The 14,506-nt window shown below is 60.0% G+C and carries 15 protein-coding genes; 2 read left to right on the top strand and 13 right to left on the bottom strand.

The genetic code is table 11. The annotated features are described in order from the left end of the window. Nucleotides 1–37 precede the first annotated feature (37 nt). The 3 genes from KUV39_RS05435 to phnG are packed head-to-tail and all read right to left on the bottom strand — an operon-like array spanning nt 38 to nt 2,223. Complete coding sequence (locus tag KUV39_RS05435; RefSeq protein ID WP_222459165.1) at nt 38–1,147, bottom strand: carbon-phosphorus lyase complex subunit; 1,110 nt, start codon at nt 1,145–1,147, stop codon at nt 38–40. 3 nt (nt 1,148–1,150) lie between these two features. After that, nucleotides 1,151–1,747 (bottom strand): phosphonate C-P lyase system protein PhnH, encoded by a 597-nt coding sequence (gene phnH / locus KUV39_RS05430; protein ID WP_222459164.1) that lies wholly within the window; start codon nt 1,745–1,747, stop codon nt 1,151–1,153. Next, complete coding sequence (gene phnG / locus KUV39_RS05425; protein WP_050672856.1) at nt 1,747–2,223, bottom strand: phosphonate C-P lyase system protein PhnG; 477 nt, start codon at nt 2,221–2,223, stop codon at nt 1,747–1,749. Before phnG ends, phnH begins: the two co-directional genes overlap by 1 nt. Nucleotides 2,224–2,331: 108 nt before the next feature. Here phnG and phnF point away from each other — a divergent pair, with 108 nt between their 5' ends. Then, nucleotides 2,332–3,054, top strand: coding sequence for a phosphonate metabolism transcriptional regulator PhnF (gene phnF, locus KUV39_RS05420; protein ID WP_008562822.1), 723 nt, complete (start codon nt 2,332–2,334; stop codon nt 3,052–3,054). Between the two features lie 42 nt (nt 3,055–3,096). Here the strand turns inward: phnF and KUV39_RS05415 are convergent, their stop codons facing one another. From KUV39_RS05415 to phnC, 5 genes are all read right to left on the bottom strand, one after another. Then, nucleotides 3,097–3,711 (bottom strand): LbetaH domain-containing protein, encoded by a 615-nt coding sequence (locus tag KUV39_RS05415; protein ID WP_222459163.1) that lies wholly within the window; start codon nt 3,709–3,711, stop codon nt 3,097–3,099. 76 nt (nt 3,712–3,787) lie between these two features. After that, on the bottom strand, nt 3,788–5,164 hold the full coding sequence (gene phnE, locus KUV39_RS05410; RefSeq protein WP_222459162.1) for a phosphonate ABC transporter, permease protein PhnE: 1,377 nt from the start codon (nt 5,162–5,164) through the stop codon (nt 3,788–3,790). Continuing rightward, nucleotides 5,161–6,030, bottom strand: coding sequence for a phosphonate ABC transporter, permease protein PhnE (gene phnE, locus KUV39_RS05405; protein ID WP_037302967.1), 870 nt, complete (start codon nt 6,028–6,030; stop codon nt 5,161–5,163). The genes phnE (KUV39_RS05410) and phnE (KUV39_RS05405) overlap by 4 nt, the downstream gene beginning before the upstream one ends. Nucleotides 6,031–6,182: 152 nt before the next feature. Next, a complete protein-coding gene (phnD, locus tag KUV39_RS05400; protein WP_008559488.1) occupies nt 6,183–7,091 on the bottom strand; it encodes a phosphonate ABC transporter substrate-binding protein in 909 nt (302 codons plus the stop codon). 61 nt (nt 7,092–7,152) lie between these two features. After that, nucleotides 7,153–7,971 carry a phosphonate ABC transporter ATP-binding protein gene (phnC, locus tag KUV39_RS05395; RefSeq protein WP_222459161.1) on the bottom strand — a complete coding sequence of 273 codons (819 nt, stop codon included), beginning with the start codon at nt 7,969–7,971 and terminating at the stop codon, nt 7,153–7,155. Between the two features lie 178 nt (nt 7,972–8,149). On the opposite strand from phnC, the gene rpe reads away from it, so the two are divergent. After that, complete coding sequence (rpe, locus tag KUV39_RS05390) at nt 8,150–8,839, top strand: ribulose-phosphate 3-epimerase (protein WP_008560343.1); 690 nt, start codon at nt 8,150–8,152, stop codon at nt 8,837–8,839. A 63-nt stretch (nt 8,840–8,902) separates the two neighbouring features. Here rpe and KUV39_RS05385 read toward each other — a convergent pair whose 3' ends face one another. The 5 genes from KUV39_RS05385 to KUV39_RS05365 all read right to left on the bottom strand — a co-directional run bounded on the left by KUV39_RS05385 (nt 8,903) and on the right by KUV39_RS05365 (nt 14,506). After that, complete coding sequence (locus KUV39_RS05385; protein ID WP_222459160.1) at nt 8,903–10,423, bottom strand: class I adenylate-forming enzyme family protein; 1,521 nt, start codon at nt 10,421–10,423, stop codon at nt 8,903–8,905. 66 nt (nt 10,424–10,489) lie between these two features. Further along, nucleotides 10,490–10,909 (bottom strand): PaaI family thioesterase, encoded by a 420-nt coding sequence (locus tag KUV39_RS05380; protein WP_222459159.1) that lies wholly within the window; start codon nt 10,907–10,909, stop codon nt 10,490–10,492. Continuing rightward, the gene (locus KUV39_RS05375) at nt 10,890–12,023 is read right to left on the bottom strand and encodes an acyl-CoA dehydrogenase family protein (protein WP_222459158.1); all 1,134 of its coding nucleotides are present in this window, start codon (nt 12,021–12,023) and stop codon (nt 10,890–10,892) included. Before KUV39_RS05375 ends, KUV39_RS05380 begins: the two co-directional genes overlap by 20 nt. After that, the gene (locus KUV39_RS05370; RefSeq protein WP_209034534.1) at nt 12,020–13,219 is read right to left on the bottom strand and encodes an acyl-CoA dehydrogenase family protein; all 1,200 of its coding nucleotides are present in this window, start codon (nt 13,217–13,219) and stop codon (nt 12,020–12,022) included. The genes KUV39_RS05375 and KUV39_RS05370 overlap by 4 nt, the downstream gene beginning before the upstream one ends. Nucleotides 13,220–13,330: 111 nt before the next feature. Then, nucleotides 13,331–14,506, bottom strand: coding sequence for an acetyl-CoA C-acyltransferase (locus KUV39_RS05365; RefSeq protein WP_050672848.1), 1,176 nt, complete (start codon nt 14,504–14,506; stop codon nt 13,331–13,333).

The raw sequence follows: 14,506 nt of genomic DNA, 5'->3' as shown, positions 1-14,506 counted from the left end.
GCACCTTTCGTGAAATTGGCCCTTTGGCATACGCCGTTCATTGTGCCGCCTCCCTTGCGGCCATTTGTTCCGCCAGTTCTGTCGCCTCGCGGCGCAGTTTGCGCACCAGTTCCAGTTCGGACTGGAAATCCACGTAATGCGGCAGCTTGATATGCTCGAGGAAACCGGTGGCCTGGATGTTGTCGGCGTGGCTCAGGACGAATTCTTCATCCTGCGCAGGGGCACCAAGGTTGTCTTCGCCCAGCTCCTCCCACCTCAGGGCGCGATCGACCAGCGCCATGGCAATGGATTTTCGCTCTGACTGACCGAACACCAGCCCGTAGCCGCGGGTAAACTGTGGCGGCACTGTCTTGGAGCCTTTGAACTGGTTCACGGTCTCGCATTCGGTCAGCTCTATCTCGCCGATCTCGATGGCAAAGCCGAGCTCCGGGATCTCCATTTCCACCGGCACGCTGCCGATCCGCAACTCGCCAACAAAGGCATGGTTGCGGGCGTAGCCGCGCTGCGTGGAATAGGCCATGCCTAGAATAAAGCCCTCATCTCCGCGGGTCAGCGACTGCAAACGCACCGCCCGCCCGGCAGGAAAGGACATTGGTTCACGGGTCAAATCGCCCGGCTCTGCGTCCGTCCGTGGTTCCTGTTCGATGATGTTCTCGCCATCCAGAAACGACAGGATATGTGGTGTGTCTTCGCTACGCGGCTCAGCGGTCTGGGCCTCAGGCAGATCTTCGCGGTCGCTCTCGGCTGCCAATTTGAAATCCAGCAAACGATGGGTGTAATCGAACGTCGGCCCAAGAACCTGCCCGCCGGGCGCATCCTTGAAGGTGGCTGAGATCCGGCGGTCACAGCTCATGCGGCCGGTGTCCACCGGGTCAGATGCGCCGAAACGCGGCAGGGTGGTGCGATAGGCGCGGATCAGGAAAATCGCTTCAATCAGATCCCCACGCGCCTGCTTGATCGCCAGCGCCGCGAGATCCGGATCATAAAGCGAGCCCTCGGCCATCACGCGGTTTACCGCGAGACTCAGTTGTTCGCGGATCTGTGCGAGGCTGAGTTCGGCAATCGAAGTATCTCCCCGGCGCTCCTCGGCCAGCCAGGCGTGGGCATTGTCAATCGCCCGCTCGCCCCCTTTTACGGCAACATACATCTCTCAGCCCTCCTTCATGAGCAGCGGTTCGATCCGGCTGGATCGTGGCAACGCGCAGATGTCACTGGCGGCAGTGAAATAGGTGTCAAAGCCCAGCGGAAACAGCGCGGCATTGGCCTGCAGCACTTCGATATCGGGCAGCATGATTTCGGCACGTGTCTTGATGCCCGGTCCGCTCAATTCGGCATTCGGGGCATCAAAGGACGGCAGTTCAACAATCAGTGTGGCGGAGCGGTCGGGATATTCAGACGTCCCGATGCGGAAGCGATCAAACGGGGCCAGCGCGGCCCATCCCCCAACCGCAAAATCCGCATCTTGCGCAGGAACAAATGGGGCGCCCGTGTGGAAGGTGATCCAGTCCCGTACGGCCGGATGATCGACATCAGGCGCAAGATAGAGACTGGTTTCAGGGTCACACAGCGTCAACAGAAGACAACCAGCCGCAATCGACAAACCCTCTGGCGGGGTCGCACCCTTGATCGGTTTGATCTCACCCGGGCGCGCCATTGCAGTCATCGCAGCACGAAACGCGTGGGACGATTGAATGGCCGGATCACTGAAGCCGCCTGAAAAATGCGAATTTGATGTCTGCGCGGTCATCAGTCCTCTCCCCGCACCATTGTGAAAAAATCAACCTTGGTTGCAGCGGCTTTGGCAGCGCGTCGCATCCGGTGGTCTTCCTTGGCTTTCAGGAGCGGCACGAGAATGGTCCGGTGCAGGTCATCTGCAGCATCGGTCTGCATCATCGCGTCGATCTTGGCGGCGATTTCCGCCTTGGCCTTGCTGCGACCTTGGACGTAGCCGTGCCCAACCGTTCCGTCGGCCAAGGTCAAGGCGCAGCGGGTTACAGTCATTTCACCCAGATTGAATGGCGCGCCTGCAGCTCCCATTCGCCCCCGCACCATGACGCCGCCCGCTTCTGGGGCCCGCAGCCAACTGTGATCGGGGTTCCGGTCAAAACCCGCCCAGAGATCACGCAGACGCGCTTCATCCGCTGTTGCGAGGAGGCTCATCCAGCTTTTGCGGCTTTGCCGCAGCTCGGCGCCGCTCGCCGTCATGTCATTTTCGTTGGTCATACTCTCAAAGCCTCTTGGCCGATTTGTCTACATGATCTATACAACTAGACAAATATTAACTGAGTCTCCCAAGACCGCGCAACGCTTACCTTGTGAAAGTTTCGTGACATGGCCCGCACCCCTGTTTGGAAGTCCATCGCCATCGCCCTGACCGACGACATCGGACAGCATCGCTACCAGACCGGGGACAAGCTGCCTTCTGAGGCGCAGCTGGCCAGTCGCTTTGGTGTCAACCGCCACACGGTCCGCAGAGCGCTGGCTGAGATGGCCGAAGAAGGTCTGTTGCACGCGCGCAGAGGTGCAGGCGTGTTTGTGGCCTCGCGGCCCACAGACTACCCGATCGGCAAAAGGGTGAGGTTTCACCAGAACCTCGGGCGTCTTGGCCGCACGCCCGCCAAGAAAATCCTGTCTATGGAAACCCGTGCGGCGGGTCCACGAGAGGGCGAGGCCCTGGATCTGGATCCGGGTGCGCTTGTCCATGTCTACGACGGGCTGTCCCTGGCCGACGATCAGCCAATCGCCCTGTTTCAGAGCGTGTTCCCCGCAGAACGGTTTCCCGATCTGCCCGCTGCCCTGACAGAGACACGATCCGTGACCGCAGCGCTAAGCAGATGCGGAGTCGAGGACTACACTCGCGTACAGACCCGCATCACCGCCAAGCTCGCTACTGCGACGCAGGCGCTGCATCTGCAGATATCAGAGGGCAGCCCCATCCTGCGGACCACAGGGGTCAATGCTGATCCGGATGGTGTGCCCGTCGAATTTGGCCGGACATGGTTTGCAGGCGATCGTGTCACCCTCACTGTCGGTGAGGACGGTGATCTGGGCTAGACTGCAATCCCCCCCTCGCAATTGGCGAAAAGGGTGCCCCTCTCAGGCGTATTTTTCCAGGAATGCCTCCGCACTCAACGCGCGAAAATCCGGTACAGCCGCCTTGATCCGGTCATTGTCCCAGTCCCACCATGCCAGCTCCATCATTCTTGCAGCGACCGCATCGGTATATCGGCGACGGATGAGGCGGGCGGTGTTGCCACCGACAATGGTATAGGGCGCGACATCCTTGGTCACGACACTGCCAGAGGCGACGACGGCGCCATGGCCGATTGTCACCTCGGGTTTGATCAGTGCACCGTGACCGATCCATGTGTCATGGCCTATGTACGCCAGCCTGCTGGCCCGGTGCTGAAACCATTCTGCATCATCCTCGATATCATCCCAGTAGCTGGATGAGCGGTAGAGGAAATGGTGCAGCGATGCCTTCTCCAGCGGATGATCGGTCGCACCGATCCGGGTTGCACTGGCGATGTTGGAGAACTTTCCAATCCGGGCGTTGGCAATATCACAGCCCCTGTCGCAATAGCTGTAGTCCCCGAACTCGCTGTTGAGAATGCGGGTGTCGGCACCGATTTCGACATAGGCGCCAAACACGCTGCTGGTGATCTGGCTGTTTGGATGAAACACCGGAGTATCGGCAGATAGGCGCGGCATGTGACGTTCTCGCATCAGGCATGGGGACAGCGGACAGCTGGCAAACATACGCCAGCTGTCCGGGACCGAGTGGGGATCAGGGCAGCAGTAGGGCTTTGCCCGATTTGGTTTTGCGTCCCTTGCGGCCTTGTTCGCCCTTGATCAGGCGGCTGCGCAACCAGCCAGACAACCAGTCCATCAGCATGACCATCAAAATGATCAGGACAATGTAGTAAGCAACTTCTTCCCAGTCTTTCTGGGTGATGATCGCCTGCGTCAGCAGCAGACCGATGCCGCCCCCCGTGATGGCACCGATAATGGTGGCAGATCGGGTGTTGGATTCAAGAAAGTAGAGAAGCTGGCTCAGCAGAATTGGCGTGATCTGTGGGATAACACCAAACCGATAGCGTTGCGCGGGCTTTGCCCCGGTAGAGGCCACCCCTTCGATCTGCTTCTGGTCGACGTTTTCCAACGCCTCAGAGAAGATCTTGCCGAAGGTGCCGGTGTCCGTCACCAAAATGGCCAGCGCGCCGGTCAGCGGGCCGGGGCCAAAGGCGCGGGCCAGAACAACCGTCCAGATCAGAGAGTCGACGCCGCGCACAAAGTCGAACAGCCGCCGGGTCGCAAAACGGATGGTGCGCAGCGGCATGAAGTTCCGGGTGGCCGCAAAGGCCAGAGGCAAGGCGATCATGCCTGCCCCCATTGTGCCCAGAAAGGCCATCAGAAGGGTTTCGAAAATTGCCCAGGCCACGTCCTGATGGCGCCACATCTTGTTGGTCCAGAAGTCGTGGAAGATTGCGCCAGCTTCTCCGGTCGCAGCCAATGTCATCAGCTTGCCCAAACCCATACCGTGGTAGGGGCTGTCCAACGTGAAGAAGAACAGTTCCCAGCCTGCGAAGTAGCGAAAGACCTCGGCCCGGTTGCGGGTCACAGTCAGGCGACCCGCCTCTGTCGTGATTGCAAGGCGGTTCTTGGAGGCATTGATCCAATCCGGCAGATCGCCTGCGGGAAATTCTGCCTGAACACCCGCACTCCGACTGGGGGTTGCACGGATCGTTCCATAGCCGGGGATGTCAAACTCAACCGTTTCAGATCCGAAACGAACCACATAGCCGTCCTCCAGATCAATTGTGGTGACATCTGAGGACGCGGTGGCCAGCTGGACCCATTCCGGTGCTTCACCCTGCGGATAGGCACCCTTGCGCTCGCCTTCGATGGCGACACTGACCTCTCCGCTGCGATTGTCCCTGGTGACGTGGGTCTTGTAGCTGTAGCTGTCCGCCACCAAGGTGCGGGCGTTCTGGGGGTTCAGCCGCTCAGCAAGGCCGGGAACGTCAAAGGCAAAAAAGACGTAGACCAGATAGGCCAGAATGATCAGCGGAAAGGCCAGGCTCACCAATCGCTTGCGCAGGAACAGCCGTTCCATGTCCAGCTTGCGCAGTGTCGGCGGAACGGACGTATCAAAAGTGGTCATGACTGGGCTCCATAGGTCAGCCGGTCACGCAGTTTGCCGGACAGTTGATCGACCAAAACGATGGTCAGGAACAAAAGCAGGAAAATGGCCGCAGCCTCGTCATAGCGGCCCTGCCCCCAGGACATCGCATTGCGCAGCTCGTAGCCGATGCCGCCCGCGCCCACGAAGCCGAGGATCGCTGAGGCGCGGATGTTGATCTCAAACCGCAAGAGCGCGTAGCTGACGTAGTTCGGGCCAACCTGCGGGAAGACGCCCAAAACCATCCGCTGTGCCCAACTGGCACCAACCGATGACAGCCCCTCAACCGGCTTCAACGACGCGTTCTCGTTCACCTCGGAAAAGAGCTTGCCCAGGGCGCCAGCCGTGTGGATCGCAATGGCGATCATGGCCGGGACCGGCCCGCCCCCGAGAAGGAAGATCAGCACGAGTGCGATGACGATCTCCGGAATGGCACGGCAGATATCCAGCACCCTGCGGAACAGCGGAATAAGGGACGGCCAGCGGGCCAGGCCACGGGTTGCAAGCAACGACAGAACCGTGCCTGCGATTGCCCCCAGCAGCGTCGCCGCCGCTGCAATATTCAGCGTCTCGACCAAAGCTGGAAAGAAGGTCATGACATGGCCCGGCAGCTGTGCCGCTTTTTCAGTGGCCTCGCTCAGCACTTCTCCGGGGTAGTCGAAGATCCGGGTGAACCCATCGCTGAAGGATCCTGCGTTGCGATCATCTGCAACACGAAAGCCCGCCACCATCATGGCAACGAACACTGCAAGCAGCGCCCCGCCATATAGTCGCTTGCGCTGGATCAGCGCGGCGTAGTCTGCCCGGATATCGGCCACATTCGGGGCCTCGGCACTTACATCTGTCATGAGGGAAACCTGCGTCGTGCTGGACATGTCAGCCCTGGCAGGCAGGATCTGGGCAAATGCCGTCAGATGAACCTGCCGTTTGGAACTGATCTGTCGAAAAATGGCGGGGTCCGGCACTCACGCTCCGAACCCCGCACGCCTTGGTGCTAAAATTAGTTGGACTTCAGCTTACGCGCTTCGATGATGACTTCGTATGCGTCGTGCGTGATCGGCATGAAACCTTTCGCCTCGCCCGCGGCCACACCGTAGAAGCAGTCTGCATCCATGGACTTCAAGGACGCCATCAGGCCGGTCATCTTCAGTTTGACGTCTTCGGGCAGATCGCGACGCAGAACAACCGGACCTTCGGGGATCGGCTTGGACTGCCAGATCTGCACCATGTCGTTCATGTCAACGAGACCGGCATCAACCGCGCGGCGCAGCGCGCCCGAGTTGTAGCCATCTTCCCATTCGCCCAGACCATCGGCCCAGGTGACACCCGCGTCCACGTCACCGTTGTTCACAGCAACAATCGTCTGTTCGTGGCCACCGGTGAATTTCACCTCACCAAAGTAGTCACCGGATGTCATGGTCGCGCCAATGGCGTTGGGGATCTCGATGGAGGGGATCAGGAAGCCGGAAGTCGAATTCGGATCACCGAAACCAAAGACTTTGCCTTTGACATCTTCCAGAGAGGTAATTCCGCTGTCCTTGCGGGCAAAGCCAACTGAGTAGTAGCCGTAGCCGCCATCGTTGTTCACTTTCACGAGGATCGGCTCAACCGCTTCGGGGTCCGACAGGTAGGTTTTGGCGTAACCGGATGCACCAAGCCAAGCCATGTCGATGGTGCCGCCAAGCAGACCCTGGATGACACCGTTGTAGTCAGCCGGAGCAAACAGCTTGGTTTCGACACCCAGCAGCGCTTCAGTGCGCTCGCGCAGACATTCATTGTTGTTCAGACGGTCCTGGGCGTTCTCGCCGCCAAGGATACCGATGCGGAATTCCTTGATTTCAGTGGTCTCAGCAACAGCCGGAGCAGTCATCGCAGTGGTGGCCAGAATGGCAGCAAACAGACGTTTCATGATGTCATCTCTCTGATTGAAAATCCCGGCACGACCGTGACCGGGCGTGGTGGGAAAGGGCTCACAAAACCGCAACAGGCTCTTTGCGAGGGTGCGTGCGGTTCAGGGTTTCAATTTCGGTTGACGTCGCCGCCTCGGAGAAGTCGGCTCCAGCGCCATAGATTTCGCGGGCAACGCCGGTGGTCAGCTGCTCAGGCAAGCCATCAAAAACGATCCGCCCGTCGCGCATGCCAACCACCCGGTCGCAGTAACGGCGGGCAGTATCCAGCGTATGAAGGTTGGCAATGACAGTGCGGCCGTCTTCTTCGTGAATGCGGCGGAGGGCCTCCATCACGGTTTGGGCGTTCATCGGATCAAGCGAGGCGATCGGTTCATCCGCCAGAATGATTGATGGATCCTGCATCAAGGCCCGCGCAATCGCGACCCGCTGCTGTTGACCCCCAGACAAAGCCTCGGCCCGCTTTGCGGCGTGTTCGGCAATTCCGAGACGATCGAGAATATCGATGGCGCGGTGGATGTCGTCCATCGGGTAAAGATTGAAGAGGGTCGCAAGTGTCGAGCGCCGGTTCAGCGTGCCATGCAGTACGTTGGAGACAACATCCATACGCGGCACCAGATTGAACTGCTGAAAGATCATCGCGCACTCAGACTGCCAGGCCCGCTTTTCCTTGCCGCGCAGCTGGGTGACGTCCCGACCGTCGAAAAGGATCCGGCCTTCGCTGGCATCGCCCAGTCGGTTGATCATCCGAAGCAGAGTGGATTTGCCAGCACCAGAGCGGCCAATGATGCCGATCATGCAGGGCTTGTCGATGTCCAGCGTCGCAGTGTCCACCGCAACCTTGTCACCGAATCTCTTGGTCAGTTTGTCAATTCGCAGCACGTCGGGCTCCCGTCTCTTTGGACAGGGGGATATGCCAGCGGATCAAAGGTTCTGTGTCAGGGCGGTGAAAGTTTTGTAACGCCCCTTGCCCGATCAGCCTTGCCCCCCTAGGCGCGCAGGGCCGAAGCCGCTATATGGCGCCAAGACGCTCTTCCATTGAACCAAGGAAACCGCTGCAATGTCTTTCGACCGTCAGATCAAGATTGCGCCTTCAATCCTGTCCGCCGACTTCGCCAACTTTGGCCAGGAAATCCAAGCCATCGAAGCCCAGGGGGCCGACTGGGTCCATGTGGATGTGATGGATGGCCACTTTGTGCCGAACCTCACATTTGGCCCGATGGCCGTGAAAGCGTTCCGCCCGCATGTGAAAACCGTTATGGACGTGCACCTGATGATCGCCCCGGTCGATCCCTACATTGACGCCTACGCCGATGCAGGCGCTGACGTTCTGACCGCCCATGTAGAGGCAGGCCCGCATATTCACCGCACCCTGCAGGCCATCCGCGGTGCTGGCATGAAGGCCGGCGTTGCGCTCAACCCCGGCACCCCGGCCGAGGCAGTTGCCCATCTTCTCGACCTGACCGATCTGATCTGCGTGATGACCGTGAACCCCGGATTCGGTGGTCAGAAATTCATCGACATGACCGGCAAGATCCGTGCGCTGCGCGATATGATCGGCGATCGTCCGATCCACATTGAAATCGACGGTGGCGTCGATCCGAAAACCGCACCGCTGGTTGCCGAAGCCGGTGCCGACGTTCTGGTTGCAGGCTCCGCTGTCTTCAAAGGGGGCTCTGTCGACAACCCAGAGGCCTACGGCGAGAACATTCGCAACATCCGCGCCGCAGCAAACGGCGTCTGGGCCTAAGTCCCCGCGGGCAGATCACCTAATAGAGAGGCGTCCGCCCGGGCGCCTCTTTCTTTTGCGGGATCACGTGGCAGGTAGCCGATCTGCAAAATGTCCCAGCAACCTGTGTTTCAGGAGTTTACCGGTAGGCGCAGCAGGCAGCGCGAGGGTCAGGACAATATGGGCCGGTCGTTTGTACCCGGCCAGACGCTCTGCCACGAAAGAGCGCAGTTCCATCACATCAGGGGTATCGCCCGCCGCGTGCTGCACAAAGGCGATGACCTCTTCATCACCCTTGATAGGACGGCCGACAACAGCGGATTGCACCACCTGTGGATGGGCATTCAGAGCGGCTTCCACCTCTGGCGGAAACACATTGAAACCGCCGTGGATGATCAGTTCCTTGGATCGCCCATCGATATGCAAATGCCCTGCCGCATCCATCCAGCCCATATCCCCGCTGCGCAACCAGCCATCTGCGCTCAGCACCTCTGCCGTAGCGGCGGGGTTGCGGAAATATCCAAGCATCACGTTGTCTCCGCGCAGGCACACCTCCCCCAGCCCATCGCCGCCACCTGACACAGTCTGGTCCAAGCGCACTTCTACCCCCGGCAGGGGCGGGCCAACAGAGACATCGGGATCACCAATTGCACTGCGTGTAGCGCAGATGCCCGCGGTTGCTTCGGTCATGCCGTAGCCGTTTTGCAAGGCGACACCATAAAATGCCTCTGCACGGGTTTTCCAATCCGGATCGAGAGGCGCCGCGCCAGAGGACACATACCGCAGGTCGGGGCTGCCCAGACTTTGTAGCCCCTGCTCTTTGGCATATTGCATCACCAGCGCATGCATCTGCGGCACTGCCGAGACGAGGGTGATACCTGAGCGCAGCGCCTCATAGAACTTCTGCGCCGAAAACCGGGCTTCCAACCGCACCTCAGCACCGATCATGACAGATGCCGTCAAAACCGAGGCCAGACCAAACACATGGCTAAGCGGCAGCGTCCCATAGACCACATCCCTAGCGGTCATATCCCTCAACTGGGCCGACGCGCCGCCACCAAAGGCCAGGTTCCGGTGGCTCAGCATCACGCCCTTGGGGTCGCCGGTTGTTCCTGTGGTGTAAAGAAGAACCGCAAGATCCTGTGGAACATCGCCGCCATCCGTGGCCCCTGTTTCGGGAAGAAAAGCAACGTCGAGACAGCCAAAACACCCCTCCCATCGGGTGCCTCCATGCGCGGCCTGCAGGCGTTTGGCGTGATCCTCTGCCTCCTTGGAGGCGGCGGATGTCATCAGCATGATCCGTGGCGCCGCATGGCTGAGGATCCGGTCGATCTCGGCCCCCTGCATTCGGGCATTCACCGGAACAGCAACCGCTCCCAGCCGGGCAATCGCAAAGAGGGCTGCGACGGTGACACAGGCGTTTTCGCACAACACAACCACCCGATCACGCGGACGGACACCAGCGGATGCAAGCAGCTCAGCCAGATCTCCGCAGGCGCGATCAATTGCGGCAAAGCTCCAGATCTCCCCCAGGCTGTCACGAAATGCGATAGCCTCTGGCCGGTCCCGTAAATGCGGCTCCAGATGAGCATGCCATGCTGTCATTGTGATCCTCCCGGCTTGCCGTAGTCCCGTAGTTTTTGCTCTCTTGATAATCGTCTGCCCGCGCCGCTAGCGCTTGATGCGTTTGAAGACCCCACTTGCCGTCGCCAACAACGTGCCATCCTCGCCATGAAGCGCGCCACTGACATATGCGAGCGACGCCCCGCCCCCCTGCGCAGCGGCCGTTGCGCGAACGCGTCCCGCCTGAACAGCCGCGACATAGGACAGGGTGAGCGAAACCGTGACCACGGGTGGATGCGCTTGCTGGTCGAAATGTTGCGATGCCGTGTTTCCGCAGACCACATCCATGAGAGTGGCGACGATCCCGCCGTGCAGGAGCCCGTTGCGATTGAGATGCTGCGGGCCAAGGTCCAGCGTCACCGCGCAATTGCCCGTCGCCAGATCGATCTCTGTTCTGTAGCCAACCATCTGCTGACACCCCGGATCATCAATGAGCCGGATTTGCGCGTCAGGCTGCCGAGAGGTCAATGAACCGCTCCAATTGCGTATCAGCATCGCCGAACCGGTGCTCTGCCAGAATGATCCGCTTGGCAAAATGGGCCAGTTCGTATTCAGCGGTCATTGCGATCCCACCGTGCAGCTGGATCGCTTCCTCTGCAATCTTGCGACCAGCCCGCGCAATAAGATTGCGGGCCGCCGCGATGTGCCGATCCCGCACAGCGGGCTGTTCTTCCAAGTGGCCAGCTGCATTGATCACGGCAGAGCGGGCCTGCTCCAACTCGATCAACATATCTGCCACCCGATGCTGAAGCGCCTGAAAGCTGCCAATCGGGCGACCGAACTGCTGGCGGGTTCCAAGGTAGTCTATAGTCAGCTGTGTGGCGGTTTCCATCGCCCCAAGCGTCTCTGCCGCCAGCGCAACCTCGGCAGCTGCCAAAGCCGCCTCGATCATTTCAGAGGCACCACCAGCAGGACCGATACGAGCAGAGGACGGAATGCGCAAATTGTCGAAATCGATTTCCGCGGCACAGCCCCCGGCCATGAGGGCCGAGCTGCGCATCTGCAAGCCCTCGGCCTTGGTGTCGACAAGGAACAGCGAAAGCCCCTCACGATCATCGGTGTCCCCGCTTTCGCGGGCTGAAACGATCAGGTGATCGGCCCCTGCAGCGTTTACGACAACGGATTTCCGGCCAATCAGCACGATATCATCGCCGTAAGCAGAGGCGCGGGTCTCGACCCATAGTCGTTCATATCGGCTGTTTACTTCACCATGGGCAAAGGCCAGCTGCACGTTGCCCGCAATCAGACCCTCGATCAGCGCAGCACCCTTCCCTTGCGGATCTGATGCCAACAACGTCCCGCACAAGACAGCCGTATCCAGAACCGGTTCCACAACACCTGCGCGGCCCAGTTCCTCAAACACGGTCGACAGATCAAAACCTTTACCGCCGTATCCGCCGACATCTTCCGGCAGCAACGCGCCAAGGATCCCAAGATCTGCGAGCTGCGCCCAAATCTGCGGCGCAAACCCGATTGCATTGCTGACGCTTTCGTCGCGTTGGGCGGCAGAATAACGGTCGGCCAGAAACCGGCGCAGACTGTCCTGCATCATCTGACGCTCTTCGCTCAGCTGAAAGTTCATGTCCGACCTCCCAGTTTGACCTTGGCGATAATGTTCTTCTGGATCTCGTTGGAGCCCCCAAAAATCGACAGTTTGCGATTGTTGAAATACTGAGCGGAGACGGCGGCGGTCCCCTCGGGCTGGACAAGGTTGCTGTTGTCGCCCTCTAGCGCCTCAGAGGCAAAGGGCATGGCATAAGCCCCTGCTGCCCGCCTTGCCAGATCGTTGATCTCCTGGCGGATTTCAGTGCCTTTGACCTTCAGCATCGAACTTTCGACACCCGGTGCCTGCCCTGCAGCCGCCGCCGAAATGATCCGCAAGTTCGTTGTCGCCATCGCCATCAGGTCAATTTCGACTTGGGCAAGCCGCGCCGCGAAATGTGGGTTCTCGGCAAGAGGTCGTCCACGGTGCATTTGTTGGCGGGCAAGGCGTTTGACGGCATCCAACCCGGCCTGACTAAAACCAACACCGGCAATGTTGGTCCGTTCGTGGGTCAACAGATATTTGGCGTATGTCCAACCTTGGTTTTCCTCACCCACGAGGTTTTCAACCGGCACCCGCACATCCGTGAACCAGACTTCGTTTACCTCATGCGTGCCGTCCAGCAAGATGATCGGCCGTACCTCGATGCCCGGCGTGTCCATGTCGATCAGCAGAAAGGAAATGCCCTCCTGCTGCTTTGCGTCAGGGTCTGTCCGCACGAGGCAGAAAATCCAATTGGCGTATTGGCCCAATGTGGTCCAGGTCTTTTGGCCGTTAACGACGTAGTGGTCGCCATCACGCACGGCCCGCGTCCGCAAGCTGGCGAGATCAGAACCCGCGCCGGGCTCCGAATAACCCTGACACCACCAGTGCTCTCCCGACAGGATGCGGGGCAGAAAATAGTCACGCTGCGCGTCAGAGCCAAATTTCTGCAAGACGGGACCAAGCATGGTCAGACCAAAAGGCACGATGCGCGGCGCATGGGCGCGGCAGCATTCTTCTTCAAAAATATGCCGCTGCACGGCGTTCCACGCACAGCCACCGTAGGCGCGAGGCCAGTTCGGAGCAAGCCAGCCACGGGCATTAAGAATGCTGTGCCAGCGCTCGTGCCCCTCTTTGCCGATGCTGCGCCCCTCGCGAACGGCATCGGACAGATCCGTCGGCAGCTCTTCTCGCAGAAATTCGCGGACCTCTTCGCGGAAGGCCAGTTCTTCGGCCGAATAGTTCAGATCCATACCGCATGCACCTCCCTGTGCCTTGGCTTTGTGTTCGTCCCCTTTTTGCGGTCTCTCCCCAAGACCGGCCCTGCCCCGATACGTCAGGGCAGGTGATCGCTGTCTTGTTTGTCAGTAGATTTCAAACAGGCCTGCAGCGCCCATTCCGCCGCCGATACACATGGTGACTACACCCAGTTTCGCGCCGCGGCGGCTTCCCTCGCGCAGGATGTGGCCAACCATACGGGCCCCAGTCATGCCAAAGGGGTGGCCGATCGCAATTGAACCACCGTTCACGTTGCAGATCTCGTCCGGAATGCCCAGTGTGTCACGACAATAAAGCGCCTGACTGGCGAAGGCTTCGTTCAGTTCCCACAGATCAATGTCCTCGACCTTGAGCCCATGACGCTCCAGAAGGCGCGGCACAGCGTAGACAGGCCCGATCCCCATTTCATCCGGCGCACATCCTGCAACGCAAAATCCACGAAACGCACCCATCGGTTCCAGCCCCCGGCGGCTCGCCTCATCTGCTTCCATCATGACAACGGCAGCGGCCCCGTCAGACAGCTGGCTGGCGTTGCCTGCGGTGATGAATTTCTCGGGACCTCGTACTGGCTCCAGCGCGGCCAGCCCGTCCAGCGTCGTCTGAGGGCGGTTGCATTCGTCCCGGTCCACCACGACGTCGCGGGTGCTGACCTCTCCGGTTTCCTTATCCTTGACGGCCATGGTTGTGCTCATAGGTACGATTTCATCGGCAAAATGACCACCTGCCTGAGCCGCAGCGATCCTCTGCTGGCTGCGCAGACCATAGGCGTCCTGCGCCTCGCGGCTGATCCCATAACGGTCTGCGACCACATCGGCTGTGTCGATCATCGTCATGTAGACTTCGGGCCGGTGTTCACGCAGCCAAGGGTCCTGGATCTGTTTGACGTTGGGCTGGACCATCGAAATGCTCTCGACTCCACCCGCGACCATCGGACCTGCGCCCTCTGCGGTGATCTGCTGTGCCGCGAGGGCAATCGTCTGCAAACCCGAAGCGCAAAACCGGTTGACGGTCATACCGGACGCACTGTCCGGCAAGCCCGCCCGCAGCGCGATCTGGCGACCGATGTTATGACCTGTGGCGCCTTCCGGAAATCCACAGCCGATGATGCAGTCTTCGACCGCTCCTCCCTCAAGCCCCGCGCGCTCGACAGCGGCCTTTACCACATGGCCCCCCATTGCAGCGCCGTGTGTCTGATTGAACGATCCTCGAAAGGATTTCGCGAGACCGGTCCGTGCGGCAGAGACAATGACAGCTTGCTTCAC

The sequence above is a fragment of the Phaeobacter italicus genome, from assembly GCF_019801785.1.
Taxonomy (GTDB): Bacteria; Pseudomonadota; Alphaproteobacteria; order Rhodobacterales; family Rhodobacteraceae; genus Phaeobacter; species Phaeobacter italicus.
The sequence above is the reverse complement of the archived record's forward strand: the minus strand, read 5'-3'. Positions and strand labels throughout refer to the sequence as shown.

Coding starts and splice junctions, on each gene's coding strand:
- KUV39_RS05435 (WP_222459165.1), bottom strand. CDS start 1,147: ATGTATGTTGCCGTAAAAGGGGGCGAGCGGGCGATTGACAATGCCCAC.
- phnH (WP_222459164.1), bottom strand. CDS start 1,747: ATGACCGCGCAGACATCAAATTCGCATTTTTCAGGCGGCTTCAGTGAT.
- phnG (WP_050672856.1), bottom strand. CDS start 2,223: ATGACCAACGAAAATGACATGACGGCGAGCGGCGCCGAGCTGCGGCAA.
- phnF (WP_008562822.1), top strand. CDS start 2,332: ATGGCCCGCACCCCTGTTTGGAAGTCCATCGCCATCGCCCTGACCGAC.
- KUV39_RS05415 (WP_222459163.1), bottom strand. CDS start 3,711: ATGCCGCGCCTATCTGCCGATACTCCGGTGTTTCATCCAAACAGCCAG.
- phnE (WP_222459162.1), bottom strand. CDS start 5,164: ATGACCACTTTTGATACGTCCGTTCCGCCGACACTGCGCAAGCTGGAC.
- phnE (WP_037302967.1), bottom strand. CDS start 6,030: ATGACAGATGTAAGTGCCGAGGCCCCGAATGTGGCCGATATCCGGGCA.
- phnD (WP_008559488.1), bottom strand. CDS start 7,091: ATGAAACGTCTGTTTGCTGCCATTCTGGCCACCACTGCGATGACTGCT.
- rpe (WP_008560343.1), top strand. CDS start 8,150: ATGTCTTTCGACCGTCAGATCAAGATTGCGCCTTCAATCCTGTCCGCC.
- KUV39_RS05385 (WP_222459160.1), bottom strand. CDS start 10,423: ATGACAGCATGGCATGCTCATCTGGAGCCGCATTTACGGGACCGGCCA.
- KUV39_RS05375 (WP_222459158.1), bottom strand. CDS start 12,023: ATGAACTTTCAGCTGAGCGAAGAGCGTCAGATGATGCAGGACAGTCTG.
- KUV39_RS05370 (WP_209034534.1), bottom strand. CDS start 13,219: ATGGATCTGAACTATTCGGCCGAAGAACTGGCCTTCCGCGAAGAGGTC.